The 21,583-nt window shown below is 60.6% G+C and carries 13 protein-coding genes and 4 pseudogenes; 13 read left to right on the top strand and 4 right to left on the bottom strand.

The features are described 5' to 3' along the window. Window positions 1-22: 22 nt before the first annotated feature. A pseudogene (locus A6B35_RS33925) lies at window positions 23-595 on the bottom strand (EAL domain-containing protein); the annotation flags it as partial. Window positions 596-1,174: 579 nt separating this feature from the next. Here A6B35_RS33925 and A6B35_RS33930 point away from each other — a divergent pair. Further along, window positions 1,175-3,133 (top strand): putative bifunctional diguanylate cyclase/phosphodiesterase, encoded by a 1,959-nt coding sequence (locus A6B35_RS33930; RefSeq protein WP_006199601.1) that lies wholly within the window; start codon window positions 1,175-1,177, stop codon window positions 3,131-3,133. 114 nt (window positions 3,134-3,247) lie between these two features. Here A6B35_RS33930 and A6B35_RS33935 read toward each other — a convergent pair whose 3' ends face one another. Next, window positions 3,248-3,565, bottom strand: a complete 318-nt coding sequence (locus A6B35_RS33935; protein ID WP_006199600.1) for a hypothetical protein — start codon at window positions 3,563-3,565, stop codon at window positions 3,248-3,250. A 404-nt stretch (window positions 3,566-3,969) separates the two neighbouring features. Between A6B35_RS33935 and A6B35_RS33940 the strand changes: the two are divergent. The 10 genes and pseudogenes from A6B35_RS33940 to A6B35_RS33985 form a co-directional block, all read left to right on the top strand. Further along, a pseudogene (locus A6B35_RS33940) lies at window positions 3,970-4,439 on the top strand (formyltetrahydrofolate deformylase); the annotation flags it as partial. A 1,232-nt stretch (window positions 4,440-5,671) separates the two neighbouring features. Continuing rightward, window positions 5,672-5,965, top strand: coding sequence for a hypothetical protein (locus tag A6B35_RS33945; RefSeq protein WP_006199597.1), 294 nt, complete (start codon window positions 5,672-5,674; stop codon window positions 5,963-5,965). Between the two features lie 540 nt (window positions 5,966-6,505). Further along, a complete protein-coding gene (locus tag A6B35_RS33950; protein WP_006199596.1) occupies window positions 6,506-7,117 on the top strand; it encodes a hypothetical protein in 612 nt (203 codons plus the stop codon). Between the two features lie 50 nt (window positions 7,118-7,167). Beyond that, window positions 7,168-7,704 (top strand): RES family NAD+ phosphorylase, encoded by a 537-nt coding sequence (locus tag A6B35_RS33955; RefSeq protein ID WP_244425823.1) that lies wholly within the window; start codon window positions 7,168-7,170, stop codon window positions 7,702-7,704. 299 nt (window positions 7,705-8,003) lie between these two features. Then, window positions 8,004-8,164: pseudogene (locus tag A6B35_RS37310) on the top strand (cold-shock protein). Window positions 8,165-8,923: 759 nt separating this feature from the next. Next, window positions 8,924-9,925: an HNH endonuclease gene (locus A6B35_RS33965; RefSeq protein WP_006199593.1), complete on the top strand. Its 1,002-nt coding sequence runs from the start codon at window positions 8,924-8,926 to the stop codon at window positions 9,923-9,925. Window positions 9,926-9,999: 74 nt separating this feature from the next. Further along, window positions 10,000-10,377: pseudogene (locus A6B35_RS33970) on the top strand (hypothetical protein); the annotation flags it as partial. Between the two features lie 283 nt (window positions 10,378-10,660). After that, a complete protein-coding gene (locus A6B35_RS33975) occupies window positions 10,661-12,811 on the top strand; it encodes a ParB/RepB/Spo0J family partition protein (RefSeq protein ID WP_040581800.1) in 2,151 nt (716 codons plus the stop codon). Window positions 12,812-12,928: 117 nt separating this feature from the next. Continuing rightward, window positions 12,929-13,321, top strand: a complete 393-nt coding sequence (locus A6B35_RS33980) for a hypothetical protein (RefSeq protein ID WP_050900681.1) — start codon at window positions 12,929-12,931, stop codon at window positions 13,319-13,321. A gap of 132 nt (window positions 13,322-13,453) precedes the next feature. Further along, window positions 13,454-14,053 (top strand): DUF1419 domain-containing protein, encoded by a 600-nt coding sequence (locus A6B35_RS33985; protein ID WP_006199589.1) that lies wholly within the window; start codon window positions 13,454-13,456, stop codon window positions 14,051-14,053. 188 nt (window positions 14,054-14,241) lie between these two features. On the opposite strand, the gene A6B35_RS33990 is transcribed toward A6B35_RS33985, so the two are convergent. After that, on the bottom strand, window positions 14,242-14,700 hold the full coding sequence (locus A6B35_RS33990; protein WP_006199588.1) for a hypothetical protein: 459 nt from the start codon (window positions 14,698-14,700) through the stop codon (window positions 14,242-14,244). Window positions 14,701-14,856: 156 nt separating this feature from the next. Here A6B35_RS33990 and A6B35_RS37090 point away from each other — a divergent pair, with 156 nt between their 5' ends. Next, window positions 14,857-15,612, top strand: coding sequence for a transposase (locus tag A6B35_RS37090; RefSeq protein WP_244897178.1), 756 nt, complete (start codon window positions 14,857-14,859; stop codon window positions 15,610-15,612). Between the two features lie 35 nt (window positions 15,613-15,647). On the opposite strand, the gene A6B35_RS34005 is transcribed toward A6B35_RS37090, so the two are convergent. Beyond that, complete coding sequence (locus A6B35_RS34005; protein WP_006205569.1) at window positions 15,648-16,841, bottom strand: DUF1173 domain-containing protein; 1,194 nt, start codon at window positions 16,839-16,841, stop codon at window positions 15,648-15,650. 187 nt (window positions 16,842-17,028) lie between these two features. On the opposite strand from A6B35_RS34005, the gene A6B35_RS34010 reads away from it, so the two are divergent. Continuing rightward, window positions 17,029-21,579, top strand: a complete 4,551-nt coding sequence (locus A6B35_RS34010) for a strawberry notch family protein (RefSeq protein WP_006205571.1) — start codon at window positions 17,029-17,031, stop codon at window positions 21,577-21,579. Window positions 21,580-21,583 lie beyond the last annotated feature (4 nt).

Below are 21,583 nucleotides of genomic sequence, written 5' to 3' on the forward strand. Positions count from 1 at the left end.
GCCACCCCAGGGAGGGTTTCTGTCAGGCGCTCCGATCGATTGGGTTCGCTTCGCCCGCCATCCAAGCCTCCTCAGCAGGCGGTCGCCCGAACCGCTTCAAAAGCCCTTTCGCGATCTGACGCGGCACCGCTTGCGAAAACAGATATCCCTGACCAAGCTGACACCCGATCTCCGCAAGTAAGACGGCCTGGGTTTCGTTCTCGATGCCTTCGGCGATGACCTGGATATTGAGCTTGCGAGCGATGCCGACCAAGCCCTCGACGATCGCCAGGCTCGGATCTCCCTGGACAAGGCGATCAATGAAGGATTTGTCGATCTTGATGATATCGACCGGCACCGTCAGCAAATGCGTGAGCGAAGCGAAACCGGTTCCGAAATCATCGAGTGCGACACGCAGGCCATGGGCTCGCAACGCCTTGATCTCCCGAGCGACGACCGGATCGCGCTGGCCGAGATAGACCGACTCCGTGACCTCCAAAATGATGTGCTTCAACGGAACGTTCTCGCGGCCGAAGGCGGCTTGAAGACGCGCGTAAAGCGTGCCGCTATGAAAATCGGCTGAGGTAATGTTGATGCCGACATGCTGCAACGGGATAAACATTCACTAGCAATTTTTTAGAGGCAGGACCGGAGTATTCTGCAGTAGAAGCGAGAAGGGATGATTTTCAGAAAGTCGTTGGGGAACAGGGCGCTTGACGGCGGCAGTTAGCTCCGTTTTTTGGTGCTGGAGAAGGTGGCCGAGCGCTGGCGCGGCGCCTCAGTCGGACCATCAGCATCGGCGATGCGCGGAGCCTAGAAGGCTCAAGGGCACAGTGCTACGAGGGCAGCTGCGGAAAGCTGCGGAATCCATCTCGGGCGGGCCGACTGGATCATGGCGAACGGCCGGGGTCCCTCTGCTCGGCAGGCATGATCGCGGCGTCCCCTACAAGAGCGATATGACGATCGGCGCTGGGGGAAATTCGTTTCAATTCGAAGGCCCAGGTTGGCTTGACTGCCGGAGCAGGCGGAGGCTTGATCCCGATGGCGCGCGGATGGGCCGGCGCGAAAGGTTCGGTGGGCGTTCGGGGCTTTCGAACTGTGTTGTCAAAATTTGCGGTTGAAATTTACTTTCACCGAATTGTTCGGTAGGGGATCAACACGCAGCGACTACTCTAGAGCGGGGGGTGAAAGAGTGATGCAGCGTCTGTCTGCCGCAAGGCTCGGGGACCTTCTGGCGGGCGACCTGCGGGCTTTTGGCGGGCCCTCGACGATCGAACCACTTGCCGGCCGCATTAGAGCGGAGCAGGTCAGTATCGTGCTTCGCAACACGCCTCTTGGCATGGTTGCGAACATCCTCAATGCGGCCACTCTTGTTATGGCGCTTTGGGGCTCGCCCGACCAAACGAACGCGGTCTTCTGGGCGAGTGTCCTCATCGTCGCCGCTGGTTTCGTGGGCTTGAGAGCGAGATCATCGTTCCTATCGGTCAAACCAAGGTCGGTGTCTCGCCGGACAACGCAAAACCTGGTGCGCAACGCCTTCCTGTTCGGTACTTGGTGGGGAGCACTTCCCATTCTGTTCTTCGGTGGGGCAACAAGTGCCGCCCAAGTCGTCATCACCTGCCTGAGCGCGGGGATGATCGCAGGCGGTGCCGCCTCCTTTTACACGATTCCCATTGCGGCCATCGCGTATACGCTGCCGATCTTCATCGGTTCGGCGGTTGCGGTTGTGCGGGTGGGAGACGCCGTCAATCTGCCCGTCATAATCCTGTTAGTGAGCTACGCCATCACGCTGTTTCGTGCAGTGCTTGCTCACGCATCCGAATTTACCCAACGCTTCATTCTGCAAGCCGAAAGCGAAAATGCCATTCGCAGGGATGTTCTAACCAGTTTGCCAAACCGGTTCAGCTTCAACGAGCGGCTCGAGACCGCGTTGGTGGACGCAAAGCAGTTCGACCAGCACTTTGCGTTACTTTTATTCGACCTTAACAATTTCGACGAGGTGAATGATCGCTTTGGGCGAGCAATGGCGGATGCCCTTTTGGTCGATGTGGCTGCGAGACTTCGCAAATCGACACGCGAATGCGATGGCATTGCCAGGTTGGAGGGCGGCGAATTTGCAATAATCGCTGCACGCGATATCAGGCCAGATCAAATCAGGTCCTTGGCCAAACAGATCATAGATGTCATGCGCGCGCCGTTCTTGATCGAAGGGCGCGAAATATATTGCAGGGCCTCTATCGGCATCGCTCTGGCGCCCACTGACGGTTTGGATGCCAACCAGCTCCTGCGGTGCGTCGATACCGCGCTATACAGGGCCAAGACGCGGGGGGCGAGCTCCATCCAGTTTTTCAGCGCAAATGACGATGAGGCTGCTGCAAGGCGCCATGCCCTTGAACGCGATCTGGCATCCGCGCTCGCCAACGACCAGCTCTGGCTCGCATTTCAACCCTTTCTCAACCTCGGGAGCGATCGCATCTGTGGTTTTGAAGCGCTTCTGCGGTGGCAGCATCCGACCCTTGGCGCGATCCCTCCAGCGGAGTTCATTCCTATCGCTGAAGAAACCGGATTGATTCACGGCATCGGACATTGGGCCGCCAAGACGGCTTGCTTGGCCGCGGCACAATGGCCGCGCGACTTGCGGGTCTCCGTCAATTTGTCGGCAGTGCAGCTTAAGGACAAGGCCTTGCTGGATGGAATTGCAATGGCCTTGGCTGAAGCCGGTTTGGAGCCCCGAAGACTGGAGGTCGAGATTACGGAGTCGGTGCTGATTTCGGATTTTGAAGGCGCCATTTCATTGTTACAATCGTTGAGTTTTCTATCCATCACAGTTGCCCTTGACGATTTTGGCACTGGCTTTTCATCACTCACGTATCTTCGTAAATTGCCTCTTTCGCGGCTCAAGATCGACCGATCTTTTGTCCTGGATATGCTCACCGATGCGGACTGCGCCGCGATTGTGAGATCACTGATTGAATTGGCGCACGAGCTTCGAATTAAGGTAACGGCCGAAGGCGTCGAAACTCCCGAACAGCTCGACTATCTTCGCCGCGTCAGATGTGACGAAGCTCAAGGCTATTTAATCGGGAAACCTATCCGGATTGACAACATCCATGGCACTGCTGCGGAGTCGTTTGGTCAGCAGCTAAATACATGAATGGCACGACCCGCACTTTACCGGTGATGGTCTGGTTTTATCTCGTATGCCAACGGTGACGAGGCGAGGCGGACGCCATCCGGCAACATTTTTCTTGAGGCAATGGGTCTGCTTTCATCTTGATGGCAGACGATGCCACTCCGCGAACTCATCGGAATTTCCGACAGTTTTCTTGGCCATGGCAGGCGTCGGTTCCCGGGCAGCATCGTCGGATCTGTCCTTCAGGAAGTCCCAAGGCACAGAACTGTTTTCGATCTCCTCGATAACAGATTCAGTGGCGAATGATGCAGCAAGGTCGACAGCTTTGCGGCGCCGTGCGATCCGAATTGCCGACGAAAGAGCTTGGGCGGTTGTCCTGTAGCGGACCGGGCTCTTGCCGGAAATTGGGCGGATGGGGAGCAGGACGTTGAGAACCTGTCTGATCGGATTCATGGAAGCTCTCTTCTGACTGTCGGCGGCAACCATATAACCAAGCAGCAACGAATGACAACTGCACGACGTGATTCCATCCTTCGTGCGCGACCACAGGTGAGGCCACGTGACGACACTGACAAAACATCTCGGCACCGTGATCGTGACGACGGACGGCACCGGCCTGTCGGCTCCCGGGCGTATCAGGACTTTTCCGACGACGCTGATGGCGACGGTGGACCCCGGCGGCATAGAGCGCAACGAGGACGGGTGTCGCGCACGCCCTGGGATGTGTTCAGTACCACTGGAGTGAAAGCTGACCATCCGATCACGATGATCTTCAAGCCTTCGTCAATGCCGACGATGAGAATGACGATCGGCATCCAGCAGAGGGTTGGGACCTGGCTGAGGGCTAGGAACAGCGGGTCAAGGTGACGAAGCAGAACAAGGCTCAGGCCGAGGCGCAGATCCTCGATCTGGCTGAGCAGACCGGCACCGAGCTGATTGTGCTCGCCGCTACATGCAGGTCCTCTCCGACGAGATGTGCAACAAGATGTCCGGCCGCATCATCAACATCCACCATTCTTTCCTGCCAAGTTTCAAGGGCGCCAATCCCTACAAGCAGGCCCATGAGCGCGGCGTCAAGCTGATCGGGGCAACGGCACACTACGTCACTGCCGATCTCGACGAAGGCCCGATCATCGAGCAGGACACGGTGCGCGTCACCCATGCGCAGTCAGCCGAGGATTACGTCTCGATGGGCCGCGACGTCGAAAGCCAGGTGCTGGCGCGCGCCATACACGCGCATATCCACCACCGCACTTTCATCAACGGCAGACGAACCGTCGTCTCCCCGGCAAGCCCGGGAAGCTACGCTTCTGAGCGCATGGGCTAAGCGATGACAAATACCATCGACGGCAAGCAGGTGGCGGCAACTGTTATTGAGGTGCTGAAGCAGGCGAGAGTATGAAAACAAGGCTTGCGATGTCGGTCCAGCCTACCAATGTCGGTCCGGAGCATTCCCCGGTGAGGCAATACGAATCTCATTCTGATCGATCGCCGCGCCGCAACCGACGTTTTGGAAGCTGGCGCACAACACCAAGTCCCCGATCGCCGAAGCCGCCGTGCGCCAGATCGCCACGCTCTACGCCCGTCGAGGCGACGGTCCGCGGCATGACGCCATAAGCTCGGCTCACCGCCTGACAGCAGGTAATGCCCCCCGATCATCGCCGCCTTTCCGTGGTTTGAAGCAATTGTCGATGATCTCCTCGGGCTCAAAGCTGGCCGAAGACATCGGCTATGGTCTTGCCCATTGGGAGGGCTAACTCGCTTCCTCGGCGACGGCCGGCTCGAGCTCGACAACAACCCAGTCGAAAACGCCACATTTAACGATGCGCGCCGGATTCAGTTCGGCTGGAACGCCGTGGCTGCGCATGCCGGCTCGGCAAAACCAGGAGCGATCTTGACGCGCTGCTATAAAAACCACGGTTTGCCGACGATGTCCTGCCGCACACCGGTCGCAACCTGTTTGCGGCCAACTGTCGTTCGGCACATCCCACCTACACAGCTTCTCCGCGCCAGCGTTTCACAGCCGAAAAGCCCGCTACTCTTGAGGGCAAGAGTGGCGGGCTTTTATTGCAGAGCTACACGAACTGGATACGCGCTCCCAATCACATTAGCTGCAGATAATTAAGGCTGCATAAAAATGCAAAATTTGGGCATCTAAATCGATCCGATCGCAATATGACGCGCGCCCGAACGTTCCGGACCTAAATTGCCGCTGCGGTCAAACCATAGAGCGCGTCAGTTATCAGAAAATCTCTGCTTGACGTAACGTAAGGTCCCGTGTTTTTCGCGGTGCAGGGAGTGACTTCCAGTCTCGGTCCAGGGCGACGAAAATGAGGGGCAGCGATGGTGGCTGGCGAACCTAATGACGTGCGCGTCAAACGCGCCGGTGGGGGATGGGTCGTTCATATTGTTGAGGACGGCAAACTGACAGTTCTTCGGTTCAAGACACAGTCTCCGGCCGAAAATTCCGCCGATGACCAACGAGCCAGGCTCGGCCTTGCTAGCAAGCCACCAATCGACGAACGCTGATGTCTGCACCGGATTTGGGGGAGACGTTGGATGGCTAGCTGGCGCCGGCGGAAAAAACACATCGCCGAAAGGCCATTTACAGTGCTGCTTGCGGCTGATGACACGGCGGCCGAGATCATGAAATGCCAGGTAGTCAAGGACCTGGTCCACGGCGCTCGAAAAAGCAGCTTGAATTTGCAAGCCGCCACCGCAACCGACTTCAGACAGAAGTTGAGCCGCGTGGCTGTTGGCTCAACCGTGGAGATGCGGATATTGCCCGATCTCACGAAAGCCCGCTGTTGCGAAAGGCGGGGCGGGCCTCTCTCGAAGCTGGAGTGTAATTGATCCGTGAGACTTATGTCCTCTCTTAAGAGCTGGGCGAGTTGCAACGGGGAGAGGCTCGCATATATCTAGTGCGCAAGTCACGCCCCCCGAGACTGTTCGAACGAATGGACGAAATGCTGATGGCAATGGGGCGCTAGATTGCGAGACTTGAAGGACTATCGGGAGAGCGAACGCTGGGGCCGCCGATGTTTTGAACGGAGCCCTAATCGCAGCCGGGATTCATACCGGATTCCGGACAAGGGCCTACGTCGATGACTATGGCTATGATGACCGGAACGTCAGCTTCAACATCTCGGAACCGCTTCTCGAGGGTCTGAACTGCGAAGGTTCGCCCGAATGGGCCTTACGCTCAAGATCGCCGTCGCCAACGTCGGGGGTAGGCACCAAGCCAATCATCGGCGTTTGCAAAGTTGTCGAAGTTGACAAAGTTGCTCTCCTGCACCATCTTCGATGTAGGAGATCGATATGGCACACAACACGCAACCCAAACCCCCGTTGGCGAAGAGGTCACGTAGGAAGACGCCTGGAAGGACCGTCGCAATGATGACCGTAGAAGGCGATCCTGTAGCATTCTTGCAGGGTTTTGAACTTCCCGCCGGAACGGAGATCGCAATCGTGTCGAAAAATAGTGAGTTGGTTCGAAAAATCCAACGCGCTAGCTCAACGCGATTTGGCACTGTTCGCGAGGTCGTCGCTCGTCATGTCCGCAAAGTCAGAACTCCAGTTGTCAACAGCGATGCATTCAAGCCGGATGCGCGATCTCAGGCCCTTCTGGACGGGGTTCGCATCGCTCAGGAAGATTTGCATCAGGCGGGTGGCGCCTATGATCTGGAGCAGGTCAGGACGTTAATGCAAGGCGTATCACGCCAGGCGATAGACAAACGGGTGCAGGAAGGCAGTCTGCTTGCCGTCCCCGGTCCCAGCAATCGAAGAAGTTACCCCACGCTCCAGTTCACCCGGGATGGCGCTGTTGTCGCGGGCCTGAAGACAGTGCGTGACGCTTTGCCGACGAGCAATCCCTGGACGGTGCTGAACTTCCTCGCCCAACCAGATGACAGGCTGAGCGGACGTAGACCCATCGACGTCCTTAAGGCAGGCGACATAGACATGGTCGTCAACGCCGCGCGGAGAATGGGCACACAGGGAGCGTGAGCGGGCCGCTACCGCCCCCAGATTTGGTTAGGCGAACTCCTGAGTTGGTGGTGTTGCCGGCGGGGACGAATGTCTATCGCTTCTACACCGCCAGATACGAGCCGATATATTTCGACAGGTCTCGCGATGGTAGATTAAACGCGCCGGATGCGACATACGGAGTTTTGTATGTCGCCAAGAGATCGGAAGGAGCATTTGCCGAAACCTTCCTAAGAAGCCCGGGACGTTCGCTAATTGATACCGACCTCCTTGCAAGGAAGGCCTACGTTCGGCTGCAACTGAGGTCGGATCTGTCATTGATCAAGCTTGCTGGTCCGGGACTCGCCGTGCTCGGCGCTACCGCAGAGATCGTCCATTCGGGTTTGCCATACGACACATCTCAGATTTGGTCGCAGGCGCTATCACGACACCCGGTCAATGGCGACGGTATTGCCTACAATGCGCGGCATGACGACGAAGAGCTTTGCTACGCGTTATTCGATCGATGCGCCGATGCACTGGTCGAGGCAGAAAGGGTCTCAGAGCTAGACCAGGATTGGTTTTGGCGTTTGGCCAGCCGATACAACGTCGGACTCGCTCCGCACTAGTGGAACCAACGCCGAGCGTGCCGCTTAGCCCAAACACATCCCCATCACACATTCCCATGCCTTAAATGGTTACATGCCGTTGATGACCATGTCTCGGATGTTTTTGCACTCTTGAATGGTTCTCTCAGGGTCTGTTCTGACACGAAGTTCAAGCCGCCTGCCGTCACGCTCGGAAATGACGGGGGCCGTTTGGTCCTTCCTTCCATGTGATCTTGGGGTCCACGATAAACCGGCAAGGAAACACCTATATGGCGACTTGAACGGTAAAGTGGTTCAACGCGACCAAGGGTTTTAGCTTCATCCAGCCCGACGGTGGTGGACAGGAGTTTTTGTCCATATTTCTGCTGTCGAGCGCGCGGGCTTGTTGACACTCGTTGACGGCCAGAAGGTCCACTATGAGATAGAAAAGGATCGGCGGACCGGCAAATCGTCGGCCGGCAACCTGAGCAAGGCTGGCTAAACCAGCCATGTGATTTCGGCAAGCGCATCAAGCACACAAACTTCAGTGCACCAAGATGATCAAGTCTGGTGGCCTATCGGCATGTCGTTGAAGTGTCACATTTGCTGACCTATATGCGCGCTGCGTCGGATGTTTCCTCCCATTCGTCCGACGCGTTCCCCTCTGGAGGTTTTAACCTTCATACTTGGCCGGACCTTTGGTCCGGTCTTTTTCTTGCGCGCGAGAAACGGGTAAACTGAGACAACGTCCGGCCGCTGGTTGCGCGATCTCGATGCCCAGAATCGTGCAATATCGCTTTGCCACTTCACCGGGTGAAATGAGAACCTTGGTGAGAGCTGTCAAGTCGATGGCTTATCTTCGCCAGCCCGGCAGGCGGAAGACTGATGCCGTCTTCTCGACCTGTCATTCTTGCCGGTCATTCGAAGGGCAATGGCAAGTCGCCGCCTCAATCTCAAGACAAGTTGCCTGTCCAATTTCAGCAGGCCGCTACCTGAATTCGGATGGGCACCGGTCTTGTTGCGCAAGAAAGCACAGCGAATTCTGACGCGTCCGGAGGGTGAAGCGGCGCTTGGTCCCAGGCTCGGGCTTTCCTGAAGCCCTAGCCTTCCTTTCTGGGTGCCAGCCTTGAGGCGGCCGCTGCCGCAATGGCGACGCTGCTAGTGGTGCGCGGGTGCCGGGAGAGGAAGAGGGCGGGCGGGGTGCGGTGGCGGGTAAAGGTCCGGGAGAGAGTCTCCCGGCGTCCGCCAAGGAGCAACGCCCATGACTCAGATGAAAATTCTTGCGCCCAAGCGCAACGAGCGTGCCGGTTACAAGGTCGACGTCAGCCGCGGCCAGCGTATTGGCCGCGTGTCGTCGGAATGGTTCAACCGGCCGGCGGACGAGCGATACCTGTCGCTCAACGACCTTGGAAATGCGGTGAAGAGCCGGTCGGAGCGCAGTAAAACCCGCATCGTCGAAAGTGAGCTGATCCGCGTCGAGGCCAGCCGCGACGATCCGGAGCGCCTGAGGCTAATGCTGCCCGATGCGCCTGCCCCTGTTGCCCCCACGCATTGGAGTTTTGGCCAACTCGCCAGCCTGGTCGGCGCACCGGCCACCTATCTGCGGCAGCTTCCAGCCCCGCTCGCGGCGATCAACCTTCAGCACGGTCTCCTCAACCACCGCGCCGAGCAGGTGAAGACGTTGGAAATCGAGAACGGGCGCCTCGAGTTGCGGGCGGTGACAGGCCCGGATTACGGCAGAATATTTGACTCAGAACTCGTCGACGCCGTGCAGAAAATCGCCGGCAACGGTACCGGCGACACCCGTTGGAAGGTGCCAGGAGTGCTCGACTGGTCGACGGGAAACTACAATCCGCACGTCGACATCTCCCGCGACATCACGACGCTCTACGCGTCAGATCGCGATGTCTTCGTGTTCCTCGTCGACGATCTGAACCCGATCGAGGCCGGGCGGCTGCCGAATGGGGAACCGGATCTGTACTTCCGTGGCTTTTATTGCTGGAATTCCGAAGTCGGAGCCCGCACCCTCGGCATCGCCAGCTTCTATCTACGCGCAGTGTGCCAGAATCGTAATTACGTGCCGGTGGAGGTGCATCACGTCCGAAAAATGAGTGACATGCAGGGCACCACGCTGTGGGTCCGGGTCAAAGCTGCACGCACGCGCAAGCGTGTTGTGCTCTGCCGCGACTGCCATGTTGCACACCATGCCGGACGGTTACAGGCAAGACTTGATCGTATGAATGCAAACGTAGGAGCCGGATGATGGGAAACTATCACGTCCGGTTCCGTGGGAGGGGTAGAGGTCAATCCCATCGGGAACCCTCGCCCCTACCCGACGGCGTCGAAGATTTCGAGGAAATCACCATCCGCCATTCAAAATACGCGGCCTCCCGTTTCGCCCTTGAAGCCGAGCCGGCGCTGATCCAGTTTGCCGATTCCTCGCCCATGCCGTTCGTCAACGGCATCAAGACGGCGAGGCAACGGATCGTTGCCAGAGACGACGAAGATCGCCAGGGCTTCCTGCGCAAGTGCGGCTTCTCCAAGTCCGAGACCACGAAGATCATCGATACTGTTCTCATGGAGGAAGGCAGACCACCGGAATCGATCTTTGATTTCGTGCAGGGCATCACGCGGGTCGCGCGCGACAAGCCGCATCAGGATGTCCGCCTGGACACGGAGGGCAAAGCCAAGAAGCTTCTCGATTTCGCCGCCTGATCCTGAGGAGGCCGGCACGAAAACTCTCGTCGCCGGCCTCGCCTCCGGGCCGTCTTCATCAATCCAAGCGCGGTCCTCCGAAGCAAGTGGACGGCGCTTTTTTCGTGGGAGAACCTTGTGACCAACATGCTGGAGGCCCCTCCGGCGGCTTGGTCGCGTCGAGATCCGCGAGCCGGGGCCGGGTCGGCGTGAGGCCTGGAGGCAGAGGGGGGAGGGGAGGGTTTTTGACGGGCTTGGAGGTTCGGGGAGAGGCCCCGGGCCGCCCGTCATGGAGAACCTGACCATGGCAAAGAACGCCATTCAGAAGATCGCGATGAACGCCGCGGAGAATATTCCCTATGACAAACTAATGCTGTCGCAGAAGAATGTCAGGCGCATCAAGGACGGAGTGTCGATCGAGCAGCTGGCCGAAGACATCGGACGGCGAAAGTTGATCCAGAGCCTGAACGTCCGTCCCGTGCTCGACGGCGAGGGCGAGGAGACCGACACGTTCGAAGTGCCCGCCGGCGGCCGCCGTTATCTGGCGCTCGGCATCCTCATCAAGCAGAAGCGCCTGGCCAAGGATGAGCTGATCCCCTGCATCGTCAATCGCGGGCAGGAAACCTCGGCCGAGGAGGATTCGCTTGCGGAAAACCTGCGGCGCGCCGACCTCCACCCGCTCGACCAGTTTCGGGCCTTCAAGACACTCAGCGATCAGGGACTCGATCCCGACGAGATCGGTGCCCGCTTCTTCGTATCGCCGGCGACCGTGAGACAGCGCCTGCGGCTCGCATCGGTATCGCCAAAGCTGCTTGAGCTCTACGAGAAGGACGAAATCCGTCTCGAGCAAATCATGGCGTTTTCGATCTCGGACGATCACGCGCGCCAGGAACAGGTCTGGGAGCGGATTGCCAGCTCGCATACGCAGGAACCGTACTATATCAGGCGCCTGCTGACGGAGACGACGGTGCGAGCCGACGATCGTCGGGCCGTCTATGTCGGCGCCGATGCCTATGAAGCGGCTGGAGGCGTCATCCTTCGCGACCTGTTCGAGCAGGATTCCGGCGGCTGGTTCCAGGATGCGGCACTCCTCGAGCAGCTTGTCTTCGACAGGCTGAAGGGGGATGCCGAGGCGATCCGCGCCGAAGGATGGAAATGGGTGGAAGCGGCGATCAGCTTTCCCTATGGCCACGCCTCCGGCATGAGGCGCATCTACGCCGAGGCGCGGGAGCTCAGCGCCGAGGAGATCGAACGCTACGACGCGCTGAAGGCCGACTACGACAAGCTGGATGCGGACTATGCCAAGGCCGAGGATGCCGACGAAGCAATCGAGGCGAAGCTCGACCAGCTGGGTGCCGAGCTCGATGCGATCGATGATCGTCCTCAAAGCTACGATCCCGCCCAGAAGGCGATTGCCGGTGCGTTCGTTACGCTTGCGGCGAACGGCAAACTCCAGGTCGACGCCGGTTTCGTGCGGTCCGAGGACGAGCCGCGGACGGAAACCGGCGACGTCGCTGAGGGCGAGGAAGGGAGCGCCGACGGCGGAACCCAATCCAATGGCGACGACGGTGGCGATGGTGTTGTCGTCAACGGCCAGCCGATGAACGACGCCTCTGGCGACGACGGCGAGGACGATGGCATCAAGCCACTGCCTGATCGGCTCGTCTTCGACCTGACCGCTCAGCGCACGCTGGCGCTACGCAACGCGCTCGCCGGCGACGTCGATATCGCCATCATCGCCGCACTCCATGCCTTCGTCCTGCAGGTCTTCTATCGCTTCGCGCCGAACACCTGCCTGGAGATCAGCCTGAAGAGCGGCAGCTTCAGCCAGGTCGACGGTCTTGCCGAGACATGCTGGGCCAAGGAGATTGCCGAGCGGCACGAAGCCTGGGACCGCGATTTGCCCGATGAGGCGGAAGGCCTGTGGGACTTCCTTCTCGGCCGCGATGAAGCAAGCCGCAAGGCGCTGTTCGCGCACTGCGTCTCGCTGACCCTCAATGCGGTGGTCGAACCCTGGAACAGGCGAGCTAAGGCGCTCGAGCATGCAGACGTGCTTGGCCGCTCGCTCCAGTTCGACATGGTCGACGCCGGCTGGACGCCCACGGTCGAGTTCCTCGGGAGGCTCACCAAGGCGCGGATTCTACAGGCTGTCCGTGAAGCGCGTGGCGCAGACTCCGCGCAGCTGATCGACCACATGAAGAAGGACATCATGGCCCGTGAAGCCGCCCGTCTTCTCGAAGGCTCGAACTGGCTGCCAGAGCCGCTGCGCGCTGAGGTCGATGAAGTGTCTGCCGATGCTGGCGACGCGGCCGCCAGCGAGATGTCGGACGAAGCGGCTCTCGACGGCGATGCCGCCGAGCTTCCGGCCTTCCTCGCCGACGATGCGGATCCGTCCTCCGATGCGCCGGTGACCATCGACGGCGACGAAACGGACCACCTCCAGGCCGCCGAATAGTCGGCCTCCCGGTCCCACCGGTCCGGCACCTTCGCCGGACCCTTTTCAGTTCCAACTCACTCTCAAGCCCGGGATCGCCATAGCGCGCCCGGGCGTTTTTGTTTCATGGAGATCGACATGTTCGACTGGAAAAGATCCTGCTCCTACGACGAGCAGCAGAAGAGACGTTTCCACACCACAGCCCGTTCACGGCTGAAGAAACTCGCCGCCGAACTTGCGCTGCCGCAGGGAAGCTTTGACCTGCGCTCAAACAGGGCGGGCATCGCCGTTTGCGGTGAAATTACCCTGCATCATGATCGTGCCTATATCCAGGTCGGCCAGTTCGGCCTGTCCTCTGGTCACGGCATCCTGATCAGGACCTGCAAGGGCCGTAAGGACTATACCGGCGGGGTCAACCACTTCGTCGCACTCGGCATGCTGGACGACATTCCGGCGCTAGCCGCCGCCGTCCGTGCCATCACCGGGGTTGCTCGAGACGCTTCGTGTTCCTCCGAGCGACGCGCCGCCTAAAGTCCTGCAAACCCCATCATCGCCAGTGCACGTGTCGGCCGCAGGCTCGGCCCGTCGCCAGCCACAACACGGCAAGGAGTTGCCATGGCGCGGCGATGCCGCGCGTGGCCGACCTGACTTCAGGAGAACCTCATGACCGCACATCCACCCTTCAGGAAGGTGCTCGACGGCGTCGCCACCCGCGAGCAGATGTTCCAACTGTTTAGCCGTCACAAAGACACTCCCGGCATCGATCCCAATTCCGGCACTCCCTATTCAGGCGAGTGGTTCGAGATCACCGCGTCCGAATACCACTTCATGCTCGGTTTGTTGCCGCCGCTCTTCATGCGCACCGGCATGTTCGGAATGTCGGAGTATAAAGCCGGCAACGTGACCAGCGTATTCTTCGCGATCCGGATCCGGCGCCGCGAGCGCTGGTTTCATGGCTTCTGCGATCTCACCGATCGGCAGTCGCCAGACAAGATGCGCGCCGCCATCATCGCCCACGAGACCGGCGCGAGCGACAGCATGACCCGCTCGGAAAAGCTCGAGGCGATCTGGAACATAACCCCTGTCGAACTCAAGGGGACCCCCCGCAATGCAGACCCCGAGACCGGGTGGGCCGAACATCGCGGCAAACGCACGATTCTCGTCAACGCCGGAAGGCATGATGCTGCCTTCAAGCTGCTCGATGACCTGTCGGATCTCGAGATCGACGAGTTCCTGTCCAAAGTGCGATTGCGTCGGAGCTGACGAAAGGAAGGCGACGATGGATAGCTATGAGAACCGCGCCTCGACGGCGAAACCTCTCCATCACGGTGACCGACTTCCGCTCAATGGATGCACCCGCGTACGGCCCATCCTCAAGCTGTTGAGACATGCGAGACCGTATGGCCAATTGCCCCGAGGATACAAGCATCGGCCCTCACCAAAACTTGGGTTCAGTGCCTGCCACGCGGGAGGTATCCGGCATTGCGTAAAGCGCCGATGAACAGGCTGGTCGGGCCGGCGATACTCGTCCTGGCCTGCGTTGCGAGCGGCAGCGTGTTCCAGTCCTCCAACGGAGCGATAAAGCTGGAGAAAGTGCCATTGACCATGCAATTGCTGGTCGCCAAGCCCTGCTTATCCAGCACCAGAACCCCTGTCTGATTGCTTGGATACCGAATGGCGGCGACGCGCTGAAGTTCCATGTCGCCATCGACGCGCAAATTGAAAAGCACGACGCCCTGGCTTCTGTGGGCGATTTCCGCGACTTTTTCCGCGAAAGGAATAGAAAGCGCACAAACGCTGTCGACCGCCATCCCGAAAACAAGCGCGTCCAACTCATCCGCCGCCATGAGAAGATTAGTTCCCAAGAATATAAGGATTGCAATCGCTCCAGCCGGATTGTGCACAGTCATCGCACTCCGCCGGCTCGACGCCTGAGCATCGCGTGTATGAGGCAGCTCTCTCTCGGTAGGCACGTTTGCCCCCGTTGATTGAGCCGATTGCCCTAGGCTCATGACACACCGCTTGCTCGTTGCGGGGCTTCTCCGGTAAATCACGGCGAAAGCGATATGATACGTCTGGCACTCGCTAACCCAAACTGCGACTTGGCTAGCAAGTCATGCTCACATCAAGGAACGGACTATGAAGCGCCAGATCCGGCCATTCATCGTGAACTGAAACAGAGGCGCGGTAAGCAGAAGCCAAGCCATTCGATCTGGGGCGATCTCGACCTGTCCAAGATTGCCACGGAGATGACGCAGCCAGGCTATGCTGCTCCGCTCCCAAATGCCCAGGTCATTGACTTCAGTATAAGACCCCTTGATGCTGAAGAAGGGGATAAACCACAAGCGGAGTATATGATGGCCGAGTTTCAGGACGCTCAGACTGTTCAGACGACAGTAGCCCCAGCCAAAGTGGAAGTGCCTGAATCCAAGAAGAAAGTTCCGCGAGCAAAGAAAGCGAAGGCGGAGCTCGTAAAGCCGGTCCGCAAGAACGGAGCGAAACCTGCGCCCCAGGCCGCCGAAGCTCCCGTGGTAGCGAAGACCGTCCGCAAGACATATTCCGAGAAGGAACGCTCCCAGAAGCTTGCCCAGATCGAAAAATCGATCGCTGCCGGCGCGACCAGCAAGATTGCGGTCGGCCAGGCCGGCATATCCGAGCAGACCTACTATTATTGGAAGAGAGCTGTCGCACCTTCTTCAGACAGCGGCGATCTCCGTGATCTTGTCGCGCTCGAAGAAGAAAACAAGCGCCTGAAGAACCTGCTTGCCGACCGTCTGCGCAAGGAAAATGCCGAGCTCAAGAAGAAGCTGGGCCTGGCGTAAGGCATAGTGAGCATCGCTGGAAATTCCGCCGACACTCAAGGCGGTAGCGGCGGCATATCGCCTTCGCCGACCCGCCACACCCAGGAGCCGATCTCCGGTCGCGCGGCGATCATTTCGTCGAGCGACACTTCGAAGTTCTGGTCCGCTCCGGCCGGAACGACAAAGAGCGCGATCGGCTCGTCCCTGTTCTGAAGCAACGCGTTGGCGATCGGCTGGTCGGGATGCAGGTCAAAGCGCAATCCCTTCACGCTCTTCTCGCGAAGGCGGGCGAGCCCATCGACGAGCCTTTTCTCCGGGACCGTCTCGTAGGGTATCCAGTTCTCGGACACCACCATCAACGCGACCTCCTCGACAATGGCGAGGCCGGCCGGGTTCAGTCCGAACGTCGCGATCGTCATGAGATGCGAGCTGGAATCCGCTGCCCACAGCGACAATTCTTTTTCAAAACGCGCCTGCAAGCGGCGATGCAATGCATCGTCGATCATGAAGGGAAAACCGGGCAAATGCCTGATGACGAGTTTCTGACCGGATCGGGCGGGCACGATCTCCTTCACCTCGCCGACCAGGACAAGCAACTTTCGGGGGCCGGATTTCGGCGGGAGCGCCGTGCCGAGAACCGCGTTGCGACGCTGCTCGATGGCTTGCCTGTTCTCGGCCCGAAACGGCTCGGGCACGAACAGGATGTCGGCGAGTGGTCCGCCCCTCACTGTCATTTGCCCGGCAGCCTCGAGCAGATGCCAACGGACATTCCACCAATGCCGTTTGCCGGCCCACCTCGATGTCCAGACCGTCAGTTCGGCCTCGTGCCAGAGATAATGAAGCAGGCCACGCAGCGACATCCGCCTCGGATCGGCGGTAACGCTGGCGGAACTTTGCCCCGCAGGCACCGATGCCGCCCGGCTCCCTGTCTTCGACAGGCTGAAGTCCAATTTGAGGGCGGCCAAGCCGTTTTGCGGATCGAGCTGTATCGCACTGCCCATCAAGGCGCCCAGGCCGGACAGTTCGTAAGGCGATTCATAGGAATCGCAGGATGGATCATGCCCGCCGCCGCTCATCGGCATGCGCTTGATCAGGTGAAGGTCGCCGATGCGGGCGATGTACATCGGGCAGCCCGGCTCGCGGCACAGGCATAGCGGACGCTCGGTGCGGGCATAGGCACTCGCCAGCGCCGCCTGCAGGTCAGGCGCTGCCTCCTCGTAGACCGCACTGCCAATTCTGAACCGTCGCATCACCTCCACAGCTCCAGGTCGCCGCCGCATCCCTGTGCGCGCATTCAAGTCATGGGTTTGCACAGAGCGCAACCCCTTTGGTGCATCGGCGCCAGAGGCAGAGGGGAGCCGGGAGGAGTGTGGCCCGGCTGGCGCGCAGAGAGTGCCGGCGCGGGCGCCACTCTCCCCTCTTGCGAAGGACATTTCCATGAACATCGTTTCGACCGCACCGGCCGTCGCTCGTACGGCTGATTCCCTCGCCGCGCTGACGCCGGCCTCCATCGACACCGACCAGGCGATCTATCGAGCGGCAACGCAGCTTTTGCCTTTCCTGGAACAGGGCAAGCCTGTCAGCACCGCTGCACTGCGCACCACCATGACGACAAGTTTTGGCGGCAGCGATGCTCAGGGGTTCTGGGTCTGGAAGGACGGCTACGAGGCGCTCGAAGTCGCCCAGGTGCTGTTTCTGCGCCGGTTCGGCCCTGCGATCCTGTCCCGGTCGACCACGCCCCAGGCAACGCTGGCGATGATCAAGCGCATCGCCGACCTTCTTCCCACCCATACGCGACGGTCCGACGAGAGCCAGGCCATGCAGCAGCTCTCCACGCCCTTGCCGCTGGCCTTCATCGCGGCGCACGCCGCGGCGATCGCCTCTTGCGACCTCGTTCTCGAACCCTCAGCTGGCACCGGTCTGCTCGCCGTCCATGCCGAGATGGCGCGCGCCTCGATCGCCCTCAATGAGCTTGCCGCGACGCGGGCGGATCTCCTCGGCCTGCTGTTTCCCCGGTTTTCCGTCTCGCGGCACGACGCCGCCCATATCGACGATCATCTCGGTGCGGCCATCGAGCCGTCCGTCGTGCTGATGAATCCACCCTTCAGCGTCGGCGCCTATGTCGACGGCCACGTCACTGACGCGGCATGGCGGCACCTCTCTTCCGCATTCGCACGCCTGCGCGCCGGCGGGCGCCTGGTCGCCATCACCGGCACCGGGCTGTCTCCCGAAAACCCAAAATGGCGGCCGGCCTTCGAACGCCTGCAGCAGCAGGGCACCGTCGTCTTCACCGCGGCGATCGACGGCCGTGTCTACGCCCGCCATGGCACCACCACTGAAACGCGCCTGACAATTATCGACAAGGTACGGGCCGCCGATCCAAAAAATTTCGTCCGCTCGCCCGGCAAGGCAACTGATGTCGAAACGCTGCTCGCCTGGATTACGGATCTGCCGCCCCGGACACCGGGCGGCTTTCCGGATTCGATCGGCGCGTTGTCCAGCGGCATCCTGGCAAATGCCGCCATGCACATGGGCGGCCGATCAGGGGCGAGAGCCGCACCCCTCACTGTCTCAACTTCTGCGCCGAAGGCCATCCAACCGGTCCGTCCGATTGCGCGGGCGAATGCCCGCCAGGTCAAGGCAAGCAGCACGCCGGCGGTCCCCCTGGCCTATGAGCTACGCGACTGGATGCCGGAAGAGGGCGGCCGCCTCACCGACACGATCTACGAACCCTACGCGCTTCAGTCGATCGACATTCCCCGCGCAAAGCCGCATCCGACACCCCTCGTGCAGTCGGCAGCAATGGCCGCCGTCGCCCCGCCAAAGCCTTCCTATCGGCCGCTTCTTCCTGATGCGATCATCGACGAGGGCCTGCTGTCGGACGCCCAGCTCGAAAGCGTGATTTATGCCGGGGAGGCGCATTGCGGCCATCTCGCCGGCACCTGGACGGTTGGCGAGACCTGCGATGTCGTCTCGGCCGCGCCGGAAGGTGCTTCGAATGCTGTCCGCTTCCGCCGTGGTTGGTTTTTGGGCGATGGAACCGGCTGCGGCAAGGGACGGCAAGTCGCGGGCATCATCCTTGACAACTGGCTGCAGGGCCGCCGCCGTGCGATCTGGATTTCGAAGTCGGACAAGCTACTGGAAGATGCCCAGCGCGATTGGGCGGCACTTGGCCAGGAAAAACTTCTCGTGCAGCCACTGTCGCGCTATCGGCAGGGCACGCCGATCCGCCTTGCCGAGGGCATCCTGTTCACAACCTACGCGACGCTGCGCTCGCAGGAACGGGAAGGCAAGAAATCCCGGATTGCCCAGATCCTCGACTGGGTTGGACAAGAGCCGAGGAGGGCCGACGGCCCGACAGGGGATGCAGAAAAGTCGACGGGGAGGACCGAAAGCCCGACGAGAGAAAACCCGTCGGGGGCGAAAAAATCTTTCGATGGCGTCATCGTCTTCGACGAGGCCCACGCCATGGCCAACGCCGCTGGCGGCAAAAGCGAGCGTGGCGACGTCGCCCCCTCGCAGCAGGGCAGGGCGGGACTGCGGCTCCAGCACGCACTGCCTGACGCCCGTGTCGTCTACGTCTCCGCGACCGGTGCGACCGCGGTCGAGAACCTCGCCTATGCGCAGCGTCTCGGCATCTGGGGCAGCGAGGATTTTCCCTTCGCCAACCGCGCCGAATTCGTCGCCGCGATCGAGGACGGCGGTGTCGCGGCGATGGAAGTGCTCGCCCGCGATCTCAAATCGCTCGGCCTCTATGCGGCGCGTTCGCTCTCTTATGACGGTGTCGAATATGACCTGCTCGAGCACGCGCTGAGCGACGAACAGATCCGCATCTACAACGCCTATGCCGACGCGTTCCAGGTCATCCACAACAACCTGACCGCCGCACTCGAGGCGACCAACATCACCGGCGAGGCCGGCACGCTGAACCGCGACGCAAAATCGGCGGCGCGTTCAGCCTTCGAGAGCACCAAGCAACGCTTCTTCAGCCATCTCATTACCTCGATGATGACGCCGACGCTGATCGGCGCGATCGAAAAGGACCGGGTCGAAGGTCATTCGGCGGTCGTTCAGATCGTCTCGACCGGCGAAGCGCTGATGGAACGACGGCTTGCCGAAATCCCCACCGAGGAATGGTCGGATCTGCATGTCGATGTGACGCCGCGCGAGTATGTCGGCGGGTACTTAATGCACTCCTTCCCCACCCAGTTGTTCGAGGAATATTCGGACGCGGAGGGCAACGTCTGCTCGCGGCCTGCCCACGATGAAGATGGCAACCCGGTTCAATGCCGCGAGGCGGTTCGCCGGCGCGACGAGATGGTCGAGCGGCTTGGGTCGTTGCCGCCGGTCGGCAGTGCCCTTGACCAGATCATCCATCACTTCGGCACCGACATCGTCGCCGAGGTGACCGGCCGCGCGCGGCGTATCGTGAAAAAGACCGGCCGCGACGGCATAGACCGGCTGGCCGTGGAAAACCGCCCTGGCTCGGCCAATCTCGCCGAGACCCAGAGTTTCATGGATGACGACAAGCGCGTACTGATCTTTTCGGATGCCGGCGGCACAGGCCGGTCCTACCACGCCGATCTCGGGGTCAGGAACCAGAGGCTTCGCAAGCATTATCTGCTCGAGGCCGGCTGGCGCGCCGACAACGCCATCCAGGGTCTCGGGCGCACCCACCGCACAAATCAGAAGCAACCGCCGCTGTTCCGGCCCATGGCCGCGAACGTGAAAGCCGGCAAGCGTTTCCTGTCGACGATCGCACGGCGGCTCGACACGCTGGGTGCGATCACGCGCGGCCAGCGCCAGACCGGCGGGGCAGGGCTGTTCCGTGCCGAGGACAATCTCGAAAGCCCCTATGCGCGGGCCGCACTTCGCCAATTCTACATGCTGCTGCATCAGGGCAAGATCGAGGGTTGCTCGCTCACGACCTTTGAGACTGTGACCGGACTGTCGCTGACGACTGACGAGGGCGGGCTGCGCGACGAACTGCCGCCGATCACGACCTGGCTCAACCGCCTGCTGGCGCTGCGCATCGAAACCCAGAATCTGCTGTTCGAGGTGTTCGAGCAACTGATGACGGCGAAGGTCGAGGGCGCGATCGCTGCCGGCTCCTATGACAAAGGTCTGGAGACGATCACGGCGGAAAGCATCGTCGTCACCGATCGCCGCAGCGTCTACGCGCACCCGATCTCGGGCGCGCAGTCGCATGTGCTGACCGTCGCACGCAAGGACCGGATTCGGCCGCTCAGCCTGGTCGACGCGGTGGCCATCGCCCGGGCGGAACCGCAATCGGTTCTGTTGGTGAACACGCGGTCGAACCGCGCGGCGATCCGGCTGCCGACGGCAAGTCTGATGCTCGACGATGGCGCGATAGAGCAGCGCGTGCGCCTGCTGCGGCCGACGGACGAACTGCGCTTCGGTCTCGATGCCCTTGCCGAGACCCACTGGCAGCCCGCCGACCGAAATCTGTTCTGCGACCTGTGGCAGGCTGAAGTCGCCGCTGTCCCGGAGTTCGCCACCAGCACCTTTCACATCGTGACGGGTCTGCTGTTGCCGATCTGGCGGCGCTTGCCGGATCATGATTGTCAGGTCTATCGGATCCAGACCGATGCCGGCGAACGCATCATCGGGCGTCACATCGCGCCGACGCTTGTTGCGACCATGTTGCGCAATCTGGGGCTCGATCATGTGCCGACGCTCGCGCCGCAAGATGCCTGGACCGGGCTTGTGGAAGGCAGGATCGGACTGCAACTCGCCGATGGCCTGATCCTGCGCCGCAGTCGGGTCATGAACGACTACCGTGTCGAGCTGATCGGCTTCACCGACGCTTTTGTTCCGCGGCTGAAGGCGCTGGGGCTGATCTCCGAGATCATCTCGTGGAAACTCCGGCTGTTCATCCCGACGAGTGAGCAAGGGCCGTCAATCCTCGCCGCGCTCCTCGACCGCCACACACTGGTCGGCGTCACCGACCGCGCGTCAGTGGCGTGAGGGG

The sequence above is a fragment of the Mesorhizobium amorphae CCNWGS0123 genome, from assembly GCF_001686985.1.
GTDB lineage: Bacteria > Pseudomonadota > Alphaproteobacteria > Rhizobiales > Rhizobiaceae > Mesorhizobium > Mesorhizobium amorphae.

What these genes read in the sequence shown, in the direction of transcription:
- A6B35_RS33945 (WP_006199597.1), top strand. Translation starts at nt 5,672, where the DNA reads ATGGCTAGCTGGCGCCGGCGGAAAAAACACATCGCCGAAAGGCCATTT.
- A6B35_RS33990 (WP_006199588.1), bottom strand. Translation starts at nt 14,700, where the DNA reads ATGACTGTGCACAATCCGGCTGGAGCGATTGCAATCCTTATATTCTTG.
- A6B35_RS33950 (WP_006199596.1), top strand. Translation starts at nt 6,506, where the DNA reads ATGATGACCGTAGAAGGCGATCCTGTAGCATTCTTGCAGGGTTTTGAA.
- A6B35_RS34010 (WP_006205571.1), top strand. Translation starts at nt 17,029, where the DNA reads ATGAACATCGTTTCGACCGCACCGGCCGTCGCTCGTACGGCTGATTCC.
- A6B35_RS33935 (WP_006199600.1), bottom strand. Translation starts at nt 3,565, where the DNA reads ATGAATCCGATCAGACAGGTTCTCAACGTCCTGCTCCCCATCCGCCCA.
- A6B35_RS33975 (WP_040581800.1), top strand. Translation starts at nt 10,661, where the DNA reads ATGGCAAAGAACGCCATTCAGAAGATCGCGATGAACGCCGCGGAGAAT.
- A6B35_RS33985 (WP_006199589.1), top strand. Translation starts at nt 13,454, where the DNA reads ATGACCGCACATCCACCCTTCAGGAAGGTGCTCGACGGCGTCGCCACC.
- A6B35_RS33930 (WP_006199601.1), top strand. Translation starts at nt 1,175, where the DNA reads ATGCAGCGTCTGTCTGCCGCAAGGCTCGGGGACCTTCTGGCGGGCGAC.
- A6B35_RS33965 (WP_006199593.1), top strand. Translation starts at nt 8,924, where the DNA reads ATGACTCAGATGAAAATTCTTGCGCCCAAGCGCAACGAGCGTGCCGGT.
- A6B35_RS34005 (WP_006205569.1), bottom strand. Translation starts at nt 16,841, where the DNA reads ATGCGACGGTTCAGAATTGGCAGTGCGGTCTACGAGGAGGCAGCGCCT.
- A6B35_RS37090 (WP_244897178.1), top strand. Translation starts at nt 14,857, where the DNA reads ATGATACGTCTGGCACTCGCTAACCCAAACTGCGACTTGGCTAGCAAG.
- A6B35_RS33980 (WP_050900681.1), top strand. Translation starts at nt 12,929, where the DNA reads ATGTTCGACTGGAAAAGATCCTGCTCCTACGACGAGCAGCAGAAGAGA.